Genomic DNA, 16159 nt, shown 5'->3' with positions numbered 1-16159 from the left:
GCATTTGCGGCTGGTTTGGAGCGCAGCGGAAAACCAGTCCGACAACATGCGCTTGTTAGGGGCATTCATACCCCGTTCCTTGCTGATTTAATATCGAGAAGATTTATCTGATTAATCTTGTCTTTATGAATGATGATAGTAAGCCGTGCTGGATATTTGAATCGCATTTCGCTAATCCGGAAAGTCCAAAGCATGATCTTCAAGAGGTCCTCATCACTTATGGATTTATGGCCTTTTATTCGAGTAATTCCTGAACCAAATATTGGCGTGGACACATTTTGTTGGGCATATACATTATTGACCTTATCCCAAAAGTTAATTAAGAACTCTAAGTACTCAGGCATAGTGAGCAAGGCTTTGTTATTCTTATCGAACTTGGAGAATGCAGTTAATAGATAGTCGCCATGTATACAAATGGTTCCTATTTGGTAACGATCAACCTTGCCCTGCGCTCTATTTGGGTTGCTTTCAATAAATTCATCGCTTTCAAATGCATAGTTTCTAATGTAGTCATCCAGATCAGAAACTGGGACACCGAGATGGTTATTGATAAATATGCCGTTAAGCGAGTTCTCGGCAATTATTTTATTGTCTACCTGCGTGTCAAAATACTCGTTAAATGCAATCGCTTTCAGACCTTTCTGCTGAAAAATATCACCAACTTTAATTGTTACATCGCTTCCTTCAACTTTGATATCAATCTTGTTTAAGGTGTTGGCCCAAATCCAAATTAAAATATAAATTACCACCAACAATCCTACGAAAATCCATCCATATAAAGATTTACAGTCCTTCGGAATATCAACGAATAAGACAATGAGAGATAAGGTTACACTTATATATGAAGTGACCTTGAGAAAGTTTTCAAAAACCCTTTTGTCAAAGAAGCTTACTTTTGTCATCACTTGATTATGTGCCCGTCAGATAATTAAGGGTTATACCGAAAAATGCCTGGATCAACTTTGGTTGCTAGCATAAAGTCCGTGTCATTCAGGGCGCTCTTAATGAGGCTTTGTTTTAATGGCACATGGAGTGTTGGAACTTCACCCATTGAATCTCTGAATATCGGAAGCTTATCCCATAGGTTTTTAACGCTTGTTTTAAGGTTTCCGTTTGTTAGAAGACTCTCTTTGGAGTCATATTCGGGATATATCACAATGACTGGCAGCCCTTGGTCATTAATCCCATAATCAATTTCTTCCCTTAGTGCCCTTGAACTTACTGTATTGGAACTAAGGAAAAGAACGATGTTTTTTGAACTTCTAAGTCGTTCTCTTAGCCTTGGTTTTAACGTTAATTCCCAGTCACTGTTATCGCGGACGTTGTATGTTTTGTCATGCGAGTCATTGAAAGGGAAAGAAGAGTCCTTACCCTTCCAAGCTCGTAGCATGTTGTAATAGCAAAAGTCTTTTGTGGCATGTGCCCCTAGTGCGCTTGCGTTGAAAGGTTCCGCAACATAAAAGGCCGCGTAATTTCCGTTTCTATATGCCATTTTTTTCTCCAAAAGTTATATTGCCGATAGCTAGGCTTGGCCCCTAACATTATATTCATGCGCCAGCTCGAAAACTCATTTTCATATATTCGGAACATAACTTGGTAAATGATTGTTTAACCTTGCTTTTTGAAAACAAGTTCCGATTATGAATCCAACAAAACGAGCTGGCTTGTTTTGTCGTGCAGTCATTCTTGTTTTGTCGCCTTCTTGCGTACTAACTAGCCAAGTTAGCTGACTTTTTTCGTACTGACAAGCTGCAATTTTTACTTATTTCAATTACATTTTTTTCTTGACTAAATGACAATTTATATATAACTGTATATAAATACAGTTTTTATGGTAATTGTCTCATGTCACAGAGCCCGTTTATTGAAACAGTTCGCGCCGCTATTCGGTTGCGTGGATATAGCATTCGCACCGAAAAAAGCTACCTGTACTGGATACGTTACTACATTTGTTTTCATAAAAAGAGACACCCGGAGGATATGGGGCCGGTGGAGGTACGCGGCTTTTTAAGCTGGCTGGCATCCAATCGCCACGTTGCCATCAATACTCAATAAGTGGCTTTAAATGCACTGGTCTTTTTGTATCGCCATATTATTGGTCGCGAGCTAGGTGATCTAGGCTTTACTCATGCAGTGAGGCAACGACAACTACCGGTGGTATTATCCGCAGCAGAAGTGCTAAGCATTATCCAAAAACTCCCACCTTTACCCTGCTTAATTATTTCCATACTGTATGGCAGTGGTTTACGAATTTCTGAGTGTTTGCGGTTGCGAGTGCAAGATATTGATTTCAACCGTCTCTCATTAACCATTAGGGATGGTAAGGGTAATAAAGACCGGCTTACATTACTTAGCTCTAAGCTGGTACCGCAGTTAACTCAGCAGATCGAGCAAGCGCTTAGTAGGCAGAAAAAAGATAATCAGCAAGGCATAGGCCCATCACTGCCGTATGCTCTTAACCGAAAGTACCCGAATGCGTTCCGTCAACCCGGCTGGATGTTTGTATTCCCATCAACGTCAGTCTGCCCTCACCCTGAAACCGGTGAACTGTGTCGGCATCACCTGCATGACAGTATGATCCGTAAAGCACTGAAACCTGCAGTACAGGCATCTGGCCTGCGTAAAAAAGTAGGTTGTCATACTTTTCGTCACAGCTTCGCGACCCACTTGCTGCAACAGGGCTGTGATATTCGTACCGTACAAGAGCTGTTAGGCCATAATGACGTCAGCACAACGCAAATATACACCCATGTACTGGGCCAGCATTATGCCGGTACGTCCAGTCCGTTGGATCGGTTATAAAAAAACCCCGGTGCTATGACCGGGGTTTGATGAGTATTAGCTAGTGGCTTATTCCCACTCAATGGTCGCTGGTGGTTTGCCGCTGATGTCGTACACCACGCGGGAAATTCCGTCGACTTCATTGATGATACGATTCGATACCTTGCCAAGCATATCGTACGGTAGATGCGCCCAGTGTGCAGTCATAAAATCGATGGTTTCAACAGCACGCAGAGCAATCACCCAGTCGTACTTACGGGCATCGCCCATCACACCAACAGAGCGGACCGGCAGGAACACAGCAAAGGCCTGACTGACTTTGTGGTACAAGTCGGCTTTATGCAGTTCTTCAATAAAGATAGCATCGGCGCGGCGCAGCAGTTCGCAGTATTCTTTTTTGATTTCGCCCAGCACCCGAACACCTAAGCCTGGCCCCGGGAATGGGTGGCGGTACAGCATGTCGTACGGTAAGCCCAGCTCCAGGCCGATTTTACGCACTTCGTCTTTAAACAACTCGCGTAATGGCTCGACCAGACCCATTTTCATATGGGCTGGCAAGCCACCAACATTGTGGTGCGATTTAATCACATGGGCTTTACCCGTGACGGAGCCTGCCGATTCAATCACATCCGGGTAAATCGTGCCTTGTGCTAACCAGCGGGCGTTTTCAAGTTTCTGTGCTTCTTCATCGAACACATCAACGAACACACCACCGATGGTTTTGCGTTTTTGCTCTGGATCCTGCTGGCCAGCTAACGCATCAAGGAAGCGATCTTCCGCATCGACATGAATGATGTTCAGGCCAAAATGATTGCCAAACATCTCCATCACTTGCTTGGCTTCGTTTAACCGCAATAAGCCGTTATCAACAAATACACAAGTCAGTTGATCGCCAATAGCCTGGTGCAACAACATCGCTGTAACTGAGCTATCGACACCACCGGATAAGCCTAAGATCACCTGATCTTTACCCACTTGCTCGCGAATACGGATAATGGCATCTTCGATGATGGACGCGGCGGTCCATAGCTTGTCGCAGCAGCAAATATCGACTACGAAATGCTCCAGCATACGCAAGCCCTGACGGGTGTGCGTGACTTCCGGGTGGAACTGCACGCCATAGAACTGGCGCGCTTCATCAACCATACCAGCGTATGGGCAGGTATCGGTACGAGCGATGGTTTCAAAACCTTCGGGGATTTCAATCACTTTATCACCATGGCTCATCCAGACATCAACCAGTGCTGTATTGCTGGCACTGATATGATCTTCGATATTGGCGAACAAACGGTTTTTGGCGATCACCTCGACCTGAGCATAGCCAAACTCACGCATATCTGAGCAGGATACTTTACCACCCAGTTGCTCGGCCATGGTTTGCATGCCATAACAAATGCCCAGTACCGGTACACCGGCCTGAAAAACGTATTCAGGAGCCCGGGGGGAGTTCACTGCAGCCACACTTTCCGGACCGCCCGATAAGATAATACCGGTTGGATTGAATTCACGAATTTGCTCTTCAGTCACGTCCCAAGCCCATAGCTCGCAGTAGACGCCGATTTCACGGATGCGACGGGCGATCAACTGGGTGTATTGCGAACCAAAATCGAGGATCAGGATCCGGTGCAGGTGAATATTTTTGCTCATAATGACCTTATTAAACTGGTGATCGTATCAAACGGATGATCTGATCAAACTAGGTATCGTTTTAAACTGGTGTCTTATCAACCCATGGGCCGGCACAGGCCTGCCCATGGTATCAAGTGCCCAATTAGCCCATGCGGTAATTTGGCGCTTCTTTGGTAATTTGCACATCGTGCACATGCGATTCGCCCATACCAGCGGATGTCACTTTGACAAACTGTGGTTTGGTGCGCATTTCTTCGATGGTGGCGCTGCCGGTCAGGCCCATGGCGGAACGTAAACCGCCCATTTGCTGATGAATGATGTTCTCAATCGGGCCTTTGTAAGCCACCCGGCCTTCAATGCCTTCTGGCACCAGCTTTTCTGCGTTATCACTGCCCTGAAAGTAGCGATCGGAGGAACCATTGCGCTGCGACATCGCACCTAATGAACCCATACCACGGTAGGATTTGTAGTAACGGCCCTGATACAGTTCGACTTCGCCCGGTGACTCTTCAGTACCAGCAAACATGGAGCCAACCATCACGCAGTGCGCACCAGCCACCAGAGCTTTGGCGACATCACCGGAAAAACGAATACCGCCATCGGCAATAATGGTGACTCCCATGCCTTTGACCCCTTCAACCGCATCGGCAATGGCGGTAATTTGAGGCACGCCACAACCTGTGACGATACGAGTGGTACAAATGGAGCCAGGACCAATGCCTACCTTCACCGCATTGGCACCGGCCTCAGCTAATGCCTTGGCGCCTTCAGCCGTGGCAACATTACCGGCAACAATTTGTAAATCCGGGTACTGAGCGCGGGTCGCTTTCACCCGGTCAAGCACGCCTTGCGAGTGGCCATGCGAGGTATCAATCAGCAGAATATCGACACCAGCTTCCACCAAGGCAGCAATACGCTCATCGGTACCAGCACCTACACCAACGGCAGCACCGACCCGTAAACGGCCCAGTTCATCTTTACAAGCATTGGGTTTGCTGGCGGCTTTGTAGTAATCGCGCACGGTGATCAAGCCTTTTAATTTAAAAGCATCATCTACCACCAGTACTTTTTCAATGCGGTGTTGGTGCATTAAGCGGAAGGCTTCTTCGCGTGAGGCTTGCTCATTGACGGTGACTAGGCGCTCTTTCGGCGTCATCAGTACTGAGACTTTATTGGCTGCATTGGCTTCAAAGCTCATATCACGGCCAGTGACGATACCAACCAGATTATTGCTGGCATCCACTACCGGGAAACCAGAAAAGCCATGCTGCTGAGCCAGCGCCTGCACTTCACGAACGGTCATCTCAGGGGTAACCGTTACCGGATCTGAGACCACACCACTTTCGAACTTCTTCACCTTGCGAACATGGGAGGCTTGTTCTTCAATGGTCATGTTTTTGTGAATAAAACCAAGGCCACCTTCTTGCGCAATGGCAATGGCTAAGCGAGCTTCGGTTACGGTATCCATGGAAGCGGATACCATAGGAATACTCAGACTGATTGTGTCGGTCAGCTGGGTGCGCAATTCGGCTGTATGGGGTAAAACTTTGGAGTGTGCCGGTACCAGTAACACGTCGTCAAAGGTAAGAGCTTCTTTCATGATCCTGAGCATTGCAACAATCTCGCTTCTAAGGAAAAACCAAGGGAATGTTGCGGCGCAATTTTAACTTGTTTTGGCCTGTGCCACAAACGATTTTTTCGCTTTTGTGCTAGAGTATGGCGTTTCAGACTGTTGAACTGAGCAACCAGGCCGAGCAACCCCGATGCAAAACAAAGATATATACACCGTATCCCGACTGAACAGTGAAGTAAGAATGACGCTGGAATTGCAGTTTGAGCGCATTTGGCTGCAAGGCGAAGTGTCTAATTTTGTCGCTGCGGCTTCCGGCCATTGGTATTTTTCACTGAAAGACAGTGCGGCTCAGGTCAAAGTGGCGATGTTTCGCCAGAACAACCGCAGTGCCACCATGAAACCACGCAATGGCCAACAGGTGTTGATTAAAGCCCGCATCAGTGTGTATGAGCCCCGTGGTGAGTACCAATTGATTGCCGAGATGCTGGACGATGCCGGTAGTGGTTTGCTGCAACAGCAATTTGAACAACTAAAAACCAAATTACAGGCTGAAGGCTTATTTGCCAGCGAGCGTAAACGTCCCCTGCCCGCCATGATCCAACGTGTTGGCGTGATCACCTCGCCAACCGGCGCGGCCATCCGCGATATTATTACGGTATTACAACGGCGTGCTCCGGGAATTGAAGTGGTAATTTACCCCAGCCAGGTACAGGGTGCGACGGCGGCTCAGCAATTGATTCAAGCACTGCACACCGCGTATCGTCGGCAGGAGGTGGATGTGCTGATTATTGGCCGGGGCGGCGGTTCTTTGGAGGACCTCTGGTGCTTTAACGATGAAGCACTGGCCCGGTTGATGGCGCAAAGCCCGGTACCGATCGTCAGTGCAGTCGGTCATGAGATTGATGTCACCATCAGCGACTTTGTTGCTGATATCCGTGCTGCCACGCCTTCTGCCGCGGCAGAGCTGGTATCAAGCGATCAGTTGCATGTGATGGAACGAGTGCAGCGGTTGCGTCGCGCTTTGCAACAAACACAGCAGCAACAGCTTAGTCGTCTAAGGCCGCAGTTACACAATTTGCAACAACGGTTGCTGGCCCGTCACCCAGCGCGGCAATTGTTGCAACAGCAACAACGGCTGGATGACCTAAGCGGGCAATTGCAACGACGGATGCACCAGCGCTTGCAACAAGCCAAACTTCAGCATATCAGCGTCGAGCGACAGCTGGCACAATTGTCGCCATTAAAAACTCTGCAACAGCAACAGCGCACTCTGCAGCAAGTGCAGCGGCAACTAAGCCGTGCCATGCAGCAGCGTTGGCAACAGCAGCAACAACGATGGCAGCTATTGATGGCCAGGCTGGATACGGTCAGTCCACTCGCCACTCTGGCGCGAGGTTACAGCATTAGTTTTGATGAACAAGGGAAGGTCATTAATTCTGCCGGGCAAGTGCGGGTCGGCCAGACCGTCACGTCGCGGCTGGCCAAGGGTGAGTTTCAATCAACCATCACTGCAATTAAGCCAGGGCCTTAGCTTTTTAAAGCTAAAGCCCACCTTTTAAAACAAAATAAACTCAGTGCGCCGTGTCACTGACCACTTCGCCATTGATGATGACCGTGGTGACTCTGGAGCTGTATTCAAACGGGTCGCCATTGTACAACACCAGATCGGCGTCTTTGCCGGGTTCCAGCGAGCCAATGCGGTCATCCAAACCCAGAATTTTGGCCGCCTCAATGGTGATACTGCCAAGCGCCACTTCAGGTGGTAAACCATAGGCGGCAGCCATCGCCGCCTCCCATAGCACCACTCTGGTTTTTGGCACATAGCGCTCATAACCACTTTGCAGTGCAAACGGGATACCAGCTGCATGCAGTTGCTGCGCTGAAGTAAAGCTGGCATTTTCCAATTCACCAAATTGCCGTGCCATGGTCGGGTGCAAAATAACCGGCACTCCGGCCGCTTTGATGGCATCAATTGCCAAATAAGCTTCAGCGGCACCATCCAATACCACAGGAATGGAAAACTCTTCAGCCAATCGAAGTGCCGAATGAATGTCTTGTTCCCGATAGGCCGTAATCAACAGAGGCGTTCGCCCAGCCAGCACTTCTGCCAAGGCTTCCAGTTCCAAATCACGCGCTGGTGCCTTGTCACCATCCCCCTGTTTATCACGATACTCGCTGGCTTTCATCAATTGTTGGCGTAACATCGCCATTTGTTTAGCCCGGGTACCCGGGCTTCTATTTTCAGCACCGAAAGCACCCGGACCAAGCTGAGCCACAATCATCGACAATGGCTTTAACATGCCTGCATCGACGTTATTGCCTTGTGTTTTAATCAACATGGTTTGACCAGAAATTAATGCACCGGGGCCGTGTCCGGTATGTAAGGTAGTCACGCCAAGACTTCGCAGCCAATCAACTAAGCGTTCACGGGAGTTGTAGGCATCGAATGCTCTGAGCTGTGGCTGCATTGCGGTCGATGTTTCTAACTGATCCTGATCATGCGGCTGGTTTAAGTAGCCCGCCAAGCCGACGACGGTACGCGCATCGATCAAGCCAGGTGTTACTTCTGCGGCCTGAAGGGTCCGGGTTCCTGCTGGCAAACGGATGTCACTCTGGCGGCCAACCTGCTCTATCTTGCCCTGATGGATCACCACGACGCCACGTTCAATCACGGGCCCAGCCTGAGTATGTACTTTATCAGCCAGCACAGCCAAACGCTCTGCCAACACCGCAGGTGAACATAGCCCCAGTGCCAAAGTCAGCGAGCTTATGGTTAAAGTCAGACGTTTCATAAGCCAGCCTCCATCATAATAATATCGGAGGCAATGGCATCACGGCCTGCCCCATAACCACCCGTTGCATAAATGGCATGCTCAGGATCATCCAAATTAAAAACCTGCGTGCCATCAATCCAGGTTTCCAGCACCCGGGTATAAACACTTAACGGGTCGCCATCCAGAATGACAAAGTCCGCATCCTTGCCGGCTACCAGCGAACCCACGCGTTCGTCCAAATCAAGCATTTTAGCGCCATTGATGGTCAACGAGGCTAAAGCGGTGTCACGGTCCAGCCCAAAGCGCATGCCCATACCAGCAGAACGGAGGAACAATCGGGAGTCGGTAATAGGGTCATCGGTATGATAAGCAAGCAACACGCCAGCCTCTGCCAGTAAACGGCCATTGTCCGGCTCCAGATTCATGACCTCTAGTTTACCGCCAGGACTATCAATATGGATAATCGATGCAGGTACACCGGCTGCTGCAATTTCATCGGCAACCAATCCTGCTTCACTGACATGGTGCAGCACCACGCGCAAGCCAAACTCTTCGGCGATACGCAATACCGTTAATACATCATCATGCCGATGGGTATGGTGATGCACCAAACGCTCACCCGCTAACGCTTCACACAAGGCTTCGTTACCAAGATTGCGGCTTGGTTTATCATCACTTGCCAGTTTTTTGCAGTACTCTTGGGCAGCAATCAACTGAGTACGCATCAGTGCCGCTGCTTTGCCTCTGGTACCGGGAAAGGGTGATGCCCGAAGTGGGTTGGTACCATTGGCCATTTTAATACCGCCCATCATGCCACCAGCCGCATTTCGGATGGCTAAATCTTCCACGCTATTGCCTTCGCGCAACTTCATGTACAGAGTTTGGCCACTGAGTAAATGGCCCGATCCTGGCATCACATTGACCGTGGTGATCCCTCCAGCTCTGGCTTTAATGATTCCCGCATGTCGCACGTTGATGGAGTCCAGTGCGCGGACATCGGCCTGGATGGGTGCGCTGCGATCAGCTCCGGCTACCTGGCCAATATGAGAGTGGGTATCCACCAAGCCGGGCATGATCACCTTGCCATCGACCTGACGAACGTCTGCGTTTGCCGGGATAGCAACATCACGACCCAGTGCCAAAATTTTACCCCCGGCAACCAACAAAGTGCCCTGTTCAACAGGCTCCCCTTCAATGGGAATGAGGGTGGCGCCGACAAAAGCGATAGGACGTTGCTCGGCCACAGCACTAGCGGCCAGTGCGCCATAGGCCAGTGAGCCAAGCAACAAAACAAAGAGTGTACGCATGATAATTACCAAACACAGAAATGAATAAACCCAGCATAGACAGTCCCATGCAGCGAGACAAGCTGCATCCATCCTGTCTCAGGTTACTGTCATCGCATCCAACAGCTGCGAACGCTTCAAACAAAGCAGCTATGGCTGCTTTGTTTGAACGGAGGCCAGTTAATGCGCTTCTTCAGCTACCGGTGGTGTCCCTTTGATCCGGGCAATCAGAGCTTTGACCGGGCGCTTGGCGTCATCCAGAATCACATAGAGGCAAGGCACCAGAATCAAGGTGATCAAAGTCGCAAATAGCACGGCAAAGCTCAGTGATATCGCCATTGGAATGACAAACTGCGCCTGCAAGCTGGTTTCAAACATGATCGGTACTAAGCCAAAAAAGGTGGTCAGAGAGGTGAGTAAAATCGCCCGAAACCGCATTTTACCCGCAGTGACCACCGACTCTTTTAGCGACAGTCCCTGCTTGCGCGCCTGATTGACGTAATCGGTTAGCACCAGACTGTCGTTGATCACCACCCCGGCCGCCGCAATCATGCCGAAGAAAGAGAACAGCGACAAGTTGTAACCCAGAATGAAATGAGCAAACACAGCGCCAATCATGCCAAAGGGGATCACCGACATCACAATCAATGGTTGTGTATAGCTTTTTAATGGGATAGCCAACAGGATATAAACCATCAGCATGCCGGCAATCATGTAGAGAAACATTTGATCACGCTGCTTTTGCTGCTCTTCAATTTGGCCCCCAAGTTCAGAGCGAACTCCCGGGAACTGTTCGAGCACATCTGGCATTACATCATTACGAACCATGGTGACCACCTCACTGGTAGTGACCTGAGACTGGTCGACATTGGCAGTAATACGCACCGTACGAAAGCCATTTTCGCGATTAATGCGTGAAATACCGGCAGTTTCAACCAATTCAGCTACATCGCCCAGCATGACAAACTCACCATCGGGTAGGCGAATTTTGCTGTAATCGAGCGCCGCAATTTGCTCACGATTCAGTCGCGGATAGCGCACCATCACCCGTACCTCATCACCATCACGGATCATGCGTTGTGCCTCTACGCCATAAAAACCAGCGCCAACCTGGCTGGCAATATCGGTCGGGGTCAGACCCAACTGATAAGCTACCGGTTTTAATTCCAGATTCAGTTCTTTGCCAGCAGAATCGATGGTCGAACTGATATCGTAGACACCAGGGATTTTCCCAAGCTCATCAATCAACGCCAAGCCTGCTTGATTTAACTGATCGATATCACGACCAAACAGGCGATATCCCAGGTTACCTTGATCTCCCATACCAGTCACATCATCCTGCACCTGAATTTGCCGGACACCAGGTAACTCCGGCATGGCCTCTCGCCAACGGCGTGACAGTTCAAACGCATTAAAGGGGCGATCATCTTCATCTACTAAAGGCACCACCACCTGACCACTGGTCTGGCTATTCAAAAAGGCAAACACATCCCTTAGCATCGACTTGCCGGTTTCTTCTTTTATCAATACTTCTTGCTGATAAATCATCTGCTCAATCGCAAGCAAGCTGGACAGCGTTTGTTGCTCGGAGGCATTCTGATGCATTTCAAAGCGGATCGATGGGAAGTCATGTGGCACCGGCGGCATAAAGACCACCCGAACATGATTGGATGCTATCAAGGCAATGGTGACTAGCAGCAATGAAAAGAACGCTGCCAATGTTGCATAGCGATGCTCCATGCAACGCTTCAGAAAGGGTTGATAACGATGTTCGATCAAGTGCTGAAAGCGCTGGTTAAACCGACTACGCCAATGCCCTTCTTTTAAGGGCTTAATTTTGCTATGCGCCAAGTGAGCAGGTAGGATCAACTTGGATTCAATCAAGCTAAAAATCAAACACAACACTACCACAATGGATATATTGCGAAACTCATTCGACTCCATGCCCTGCGCAAACATAAAGGGCGCAAACACTGCAATGGTCGTCAATACACCAAAGGTCGCAGGCACGGCCACACGTTTGGCACCCCGGATAATATGCTCAACCGAGTGACCTTTTTGCTCCGTTTCATGGTAGGCACTTTCGCCAATGACAATGGCATCATCCACCACGATCCCCAGCACCATGATAAATGCAAACAAGGTGACAATATTAATGCTGACGCCAGCAAACGGCATCAACCAAATAGCGCCTAAAAAGGCAATCGGCAAGCCAAGCATAACCCAAAATGCCACTTTAAAGCGCAGGAACAGCATCAACATCAAAAAGACCAACACCGAACCTTGCAATAAATTGCTCCACATCATATTAAGGCGGCCATTCAGGTAGTAGGTCATATCTACCAAAACTTCTAACTGATAGCCTTCTGGTAGTTGCTTGTTTTTAAAGTCGATGTATTGATGGACACTGCGAGCGACATCCGGCAAAGATTGAGTGCTTGAAGCCTCTACTTGCAAAAAGGCTGCATTACGGCCATTACTCCGCATGTAGTTAACGCGTTCCTCAAAGCCATCATGAATGGTGGCGATATCCCCAAGTAGTACTCGCTCGCCTTGCGGTCCCACGATCACCGGGATCATGGCAAGCTCAGGGCCCCGATACACACGTTGTTCGGAGCGGATGGCGATCATACCCGCTTCGCTTCGGATCATACCGGCAGAAATATTGTCGGAGTAACTACGGATCGCCCGGCTCACATCTGACAAGCTGATGTCATAACGCTGCAAGACCGTTGGATCAATCTCAACCGCAATTTCCCAGCCTGGCATCGAATTAAAATTAACGAAACTGATTTGTTCCAGCATCAGCAGTTCATTTTCTATCTCGCGGCCCATGGCTTTTAGTTGCAACGGGTCTTCACTTCCGGTCAATACCAGTTCAACCGCTTGCTGACGCCACTCCACCTGATAAATGGTCAGTGGCTCCATACCTGCGGGGAAAGTACCAATAGAGTCGACGCGAAGTTTGATCTGATCCAGTCGGCTGCTAATGTCTTGGCCAACTTCCAGCTCAACACTGATCCGGCCCGCACCGCGCCAGGCAAAACTACGAATGCGCTTAATGCCTTCAACATCCTGCAGCGCTTCTTCAATTTTAATTAAAATACCTTCTTCAATCTCCTGTGGTGCGGCACCACGGAAGGTACTATTGATATGGATGTAGTTGATTTCCAGCTGAGGGAACATCTGGCGCTGCATGCCATTGTAAGTCACCAACCCCATCACCAGAATGAATACCATCATTAAATTGGCAGCAACCGGGTTGTTGGCAAACCAGGCAATAATGCCTCTTTTTGGGTCCAGGCTGTCCATAGCTTACTCCGATTTAGCGACGTCAACTGCCGCGGTGCCAGTACGAACCATCATGCCCGATTGAGGAAAGTTTGGTGCCAACAGCACCAGCTCATCACCTGGCTGCAAGCCTTGCTCAATCAACACCGTTTTGCCTTCTTGGCGCATCACTTGTACTGCTTGACGACGCAGCGTATTGTCTTCATTGACCAACCAAACATGCTGATTTTGTACCGCATCTTGTGGCACTTCGAATACAGCTTGATGCGTGCGCCCAGCCAACACCACTTCGACGTAATTGCCAAATCGCAATACCGGTTGCTCTGTATTCAGGCTATAGGGATCATCGACCTGCACCACCAAGTGACCCATACGGGTTTTGCCGTGGATCACCCCTAAATCACGCACCACTTCGGCACTGCGCTGCTGTCCATCAAATTGCACCATCGCAGGGACACCGGCCACGGAGCTTGGCAGAAAGTTCAAATCAAAGCCTGCGATCGGCAGCACAATCTCTGCTTGCTCTATGCTGTAGATCTCACCAAGAGTAGTACCTGAACCCACCACCTGGCCCAGCCCGACCACCCGATTAATCACCAGGGCATCGTAAGGAGCCACAATACGGGTTCGTTCCAGATCACGCTGTGCTTTTTGCAAGGCGGCCCGGGCCGACTTTACCCCGGCTTCAGCACTATGCAGTTGCGGTTTACGTAGCCCCAGCGCAGATACCTCTGCCGACGATAAATGACCAAGCTCTTGCTCGGCCACTCGTGCCATGGCTCTTTCTTGCTCTAACGCGGACCAGGCAGACGCTACTGCGGCTTCAGCAGATAACACAGCAGCTTCAAAATCAGCAGCATCCAATGCTGCCATAACCTCACCTTGCTTAATGAGCCCACCTGCAACAAAGGATGGGTGCAAATCAATAATCCGACCTGAGACTTCAGGTGTCAGCCGGGTCTTTTCTTTCGCTTGCACTTCACCAAACACCCGTAATTCAAAACGATGTGGCCTTGGCTGCAGAATTTGTGTATCGACTAAAGGGGGTAAGGCGCGGCTAGCATCGGTCTCAACAGACTGAGGAGCAGTAGCGAAGACTAAAACAAATAGCAAGATGCCAGCCAGTAAGATCCCAATTGCGATGGCGACTTTGTGCCAGACATTCATGAATTGCTCCGTAGTTTTTATAGCGAAAAATTACTCTATAAAATAGCAGAGACGATGTCGTTAAGGTATTGAAGAAATGTTAGCGAGTATGTACAAGGACACATTTTGTAGCAAAATTACACCACCGCGGCAGACTGCTGCGGTGGCAAGACCTGATAACTGATTACGATTTCTTGATTTTTTGTCGTGCTTTGAGCAAACGCTCCCGTTTATACAGTTGATTTGGTGTCATGCTGACTCGTTTGTGTTCCGTTGCAAATGGGTTATCACCTTCACGAAACTCAATACGGATCGGCGTGCCCATAATTTGCAACGCTTTGCGGTAATAGTTCATCAAGAAGCGCTTGTAAGACTCAGGTAAAGCGCTGACCTGATTGCCATGGATCACAATCAATGGTGGATTATAGCCACCCGCATGCGCATATTTAAGCTTTACCCGACGCCCTTGTACCAAAGGCGGTTGGTGATCATCTTGCGCCATTTTCATAATACGCGTCAAAATAGAGGTGCTGATCCGCTTGGTTGCTGAATCATAAGCCTCCTCCACTGACTCGAACAAATTACCCACACCAGAACCGTGCAAAGCGGAAATAAAATGCAAGCGGGCAAAGTCGATAAAACCAAGCCGGCGATCCAGCTCTCGTTTAATCTCATCTTTAACGCCTTCGTTCAGACCATCCCATTTATTGACTGCGATGACCAAAGAGCGTCCAGCATTAAGCGCAAAGCCCAGAATACTTAAATCTTGATCGGCAATGCCCTGACGCGCATCCAGCACCAGCAACACCACATTGGCCTCTTCAATCGCTTGCAGAGTCTTCACTACCGAAAACTTTTCAACCTTGTCGTCAATACGGCCACGACGACGCACGCCTGCCGTATCAATCAGGATATAATCCCGCTCATTGCGTTGCATTGGAATAAAGATAGAATCCCGGGTTGTGCCCGGCATATCAAACACCACCACCCGCTCTTCACCCAAGATACGGTTGGTTAATGTAGATTTACCTACATTGGGTCGACCGACAATGGCCAGTTTAATTGGCTTATCGTGAAAAGGTTGCTCTTCAGCCGATTCATCATCCGACTCATCATCAAGCTCGGAGGGCTCAAACTCGGCAGCAGCATCGGCTTGCTCTTGCTCATTCTGGCCTAATAAAGGTAGTAACGATTCGTTCAGCAATACCGATAAACCGCGACCATGCGCTGCAGCGATAGGCCAGACCTGACCAAGCCCCAGGCTATAAAAATCTGCAACCGCCGAATCCGCATCCAGCCCGTCCGTTTTATTAGCCACCAAAAACACAGTTTTTTCTGATTTGCGTAAATGCTCAGCAATCCCTATATCAGCAGAGGTCAATCCCGCCCGGGCATCCAGCATAAACAAGACAACATCGGCCTCATCAATAGCACGCAATGACTGCTCTGCCATTTCCACTTCAATGCCTTGTGCATCACCATCAATACCGCCGGTATCCACCACAATAAAGGATAAATCTTCGTACTGGACCGAGCCATACTTTCGATCCCGGGTCAGGCCAGGGAAATCCGCCACCAGTGCATCCCGGGTACGGGTCAAACGATTAAATAGTGTCGATTTGCCAACATTGGCACGACCGACCAAAGCTACCACCGGTAACATGAGCTCACCTCAAAAA

10 protein-coding genes and 1 pseudogene are annotated in these 16159 nt (G+C 49.2%); 2 read left to right on the top strand and 9 right to left on the bottom strand.

Features of this window, described 5'->3' with window-relative positions:
- Positions 1-65: 65 nt before the first annotated feature.
- Complete coding sequence (locus Q3O60_RS16140) at positions 66-902, bottom strand: macro domain-containing protein (RefSeq protein WP_305894965.1); 837 nt, start codon at positions 900-902, stop codon at positions 66-68.
- Between the two features lie 26 nt (positions 903-928).
- On the bottom strand, positions 929-1492 hold the full coding sequence (locus Q3O60_RS16135) for a TIR domain-containing protein (RefSeq protein WP_092590456.1): 564 nt from the start codon (positions 1490-1492) through the stop codon (positions 929-931).
- Between the two features lie 353 nt (positions 1493-1845).
- Here Q3O60_RS16135 and Q3O60_RS16130 point away from each other — a divergent pair.
- Positions 1846-2802, top strand: a pseudogene (locus Q3O60_RS16130) (integron integrase).
- A gap of 48 nt (positions 2803-2850) precedes the next feature.
- Here the strand turns inward: Q3O60_RS16130 and guaA are convergent.
- Entirely contained in the window at positions 2851-4428 is a 1578-nt protein-coding gene (gene guaA / locus Q3O60_RS16125; protein ID WP_305894964.1) for a glutamine-hydrolyzing GMP synthase, read from the bottom strand.
- A 124-nt stretch (positions 4429-4552) separates the two neighbouring features.
- A complete protein-coding gene (gene guaB / locus Q3O60_RS16120) occupies positions 4553-6022 on the bottom strand; it encodes an IMP dehydrogenase (RefSeq protein WP_305894963.1) in 1470 nt (489 codons plus the stop codon).
- 151 nt (positions 6023-6173) lie between these two features.
- Here guaB and xseA point away from each other — a divergent pair, with 151 nt between their 5' ends.
- Positions 6174-7514 (top strand): exodeoxyribonuclease VII large subunit, encoded by a 1341-nt coding sequence (gene xseA / locus Q3O60_RS16115; protein ID WP_305894962.1) that lies wholly within the window; start codon positions 6174-6176, stop codon positions 7512-7514.
- 40 nt (positions 7515-7554) lie between these two features.
- Here xseA and Q3O60_RS16110 read toward each other — a convergent pair whose 3' ends face one another.
- The 5 genes from Q3O60_RS16110 to der all read right to left on the bottom strand — a co-directional run bounded on the left by Q3O60_RS16110 (position 7555) and on the right by der (position 16143).
- Complete coding sequence (locus tag Q3O60_RS16110; protein WP_305894961.1) at positions 7555-8775, bottom strand: amidohydrolase family protein; 1221 nt, start codon at positions 8773-8775, stop codon at positions 7555-7557.
- Positions 8772-10064 (bottom strand): amidohydrolase family protein, encoded by a 1293-nt coding sequence (locus tag Q3O60_RS16105; RefSeq protein WP_305894960.1) that lies wholly within the window; start codon positions 10062-10064, stop codon positions 8772-8774. The genes Q3O60_RS16110 and Q3O60_RS16105 overlap by 4 nt, the downstream gene beginning before the upstream one ends.
- Positions 10065-10223: 159 nt before the next feature.
- Positions 10224-13355, bottom strand: coding sequence for an efflux RND transporter permease subunit (locus Q3O60_RS16100; RefSeq protein ID WP_305894959.1), 3132 nt, complete (start codon positions 13353-13355; stop codon positions 10224-10226).
- A 3-nt stretch (positions 13356-13358) separates the two neighbouring features.
- Positions 13359-14501 (bottom strand): efflux RND transporter periplasmic adaptor subunit, encoded by a 1143-nt coding sequence (locus tag Q3O60_RS16095; RefSeq protein WP_305894958.1) that lies wholly within the window; start codon positions 14499-14501, stop codon positions 13359-13361.
- A 163-nt stretch (positions 14502-14664) separates the two neighbouring features.
- Positions 14665-16143 carry a ribosome biogenesis GTPase Der gene (gene der / locus Q3O60_RS16090; protein WP_305894957.1) on the bottom strand — a complete coding sequence of 493 codons (1479 nt, stop codon included), beginning with the start codon at positions 16141-16143 and terminating at the stop codon, positions 14665-14667.
- Between the last annotated feature and the right edge of the window lie 16 nt (positions 16144-16159).

This window comes from Alkalimonas collagenimarina (assembly GCF_030717845.1).
In the GTDB taxonomy this organism is placed as follows: domain Bacteria; phylum Pseudomonadota; class Gammaproteobacteria; order Enterobacterales; family Alteromonadaceae; genus Alkalimonas; species Alkalimonas collagenimarina.
The sequence above is the reverse complement of the archived record's forward strand: the minus strand, read 5'-3'. Positions and strand labels throughout refer to the sequence as shown.

Coding starts and splice junctions, on each gene's coding strand:
- guaA (WP_305894964.1), bottom strand. CDS start 4,428: ATGAGCAAAAATATTCACCTGCACCGGATCCTGATCCTCGATTTTGGT.
- xseA (WP_305894962.1), top strand. CDS start 6,174: ATGCAAAACAAAGATATATACACCGTATCCCGACTGAACAGTGAAGTA.
- Q3O60_RS16095 (WP_305894958.1), bottom strand. CDS start 14,501: ATGAATGTCTGGCACAAAGTCGCCATCGCAATTGGGATCTTACTGGCT.
- Q3O60_RS16135 (WP_092590456.1), bottom strand. CDS start 1,492: ATGGCATATAGAAACGGAAATTACGCGGCCTTTTATGTTGCGGAACCT.
- Q3O60_RS16100 (WP_305894959.1), bottom strand. CDS start 13,355: ATGGACAGCCTGGACCCAAAAAGAGGCATTATTGCCTGGTTTGCCAAC.
- Q3O60_RS16110 (WP_305894961.1), bottom strand. CDS start 8,775: ATGAAACGTCTGACTTTAACCATAAGCTCGCTGACTTTGGCACTGGGG.
- Q3O60_RS16105 (WP_305894960.1), bottom strand. CDS start 10,064: ATGCGTACACTCTTTGTTTTGTTGCTTGGCTCACTGGCCTATGGCGCA.
- guaB (WP_305894963.1), bottom strand. CDS start 6,022: ATGCTCAGGATCATGAAAGAAGCTCTTACCTTTGACGACGTGTTACTG.
- der (WP_305894957.1), bottom strand. CDS start 16,143: ATGTTACCGGTGGTAGCTTTGGTCGGTCGTGCCAATGTTGGCAAATCG.
- Q3O60_RS16140 (WP_305894965.1), bottom strand. CDS start 902: ATGACAAAAGTAAGCTTCTTTGACAAAAGGGTTTTTGAAAACTTTCTC.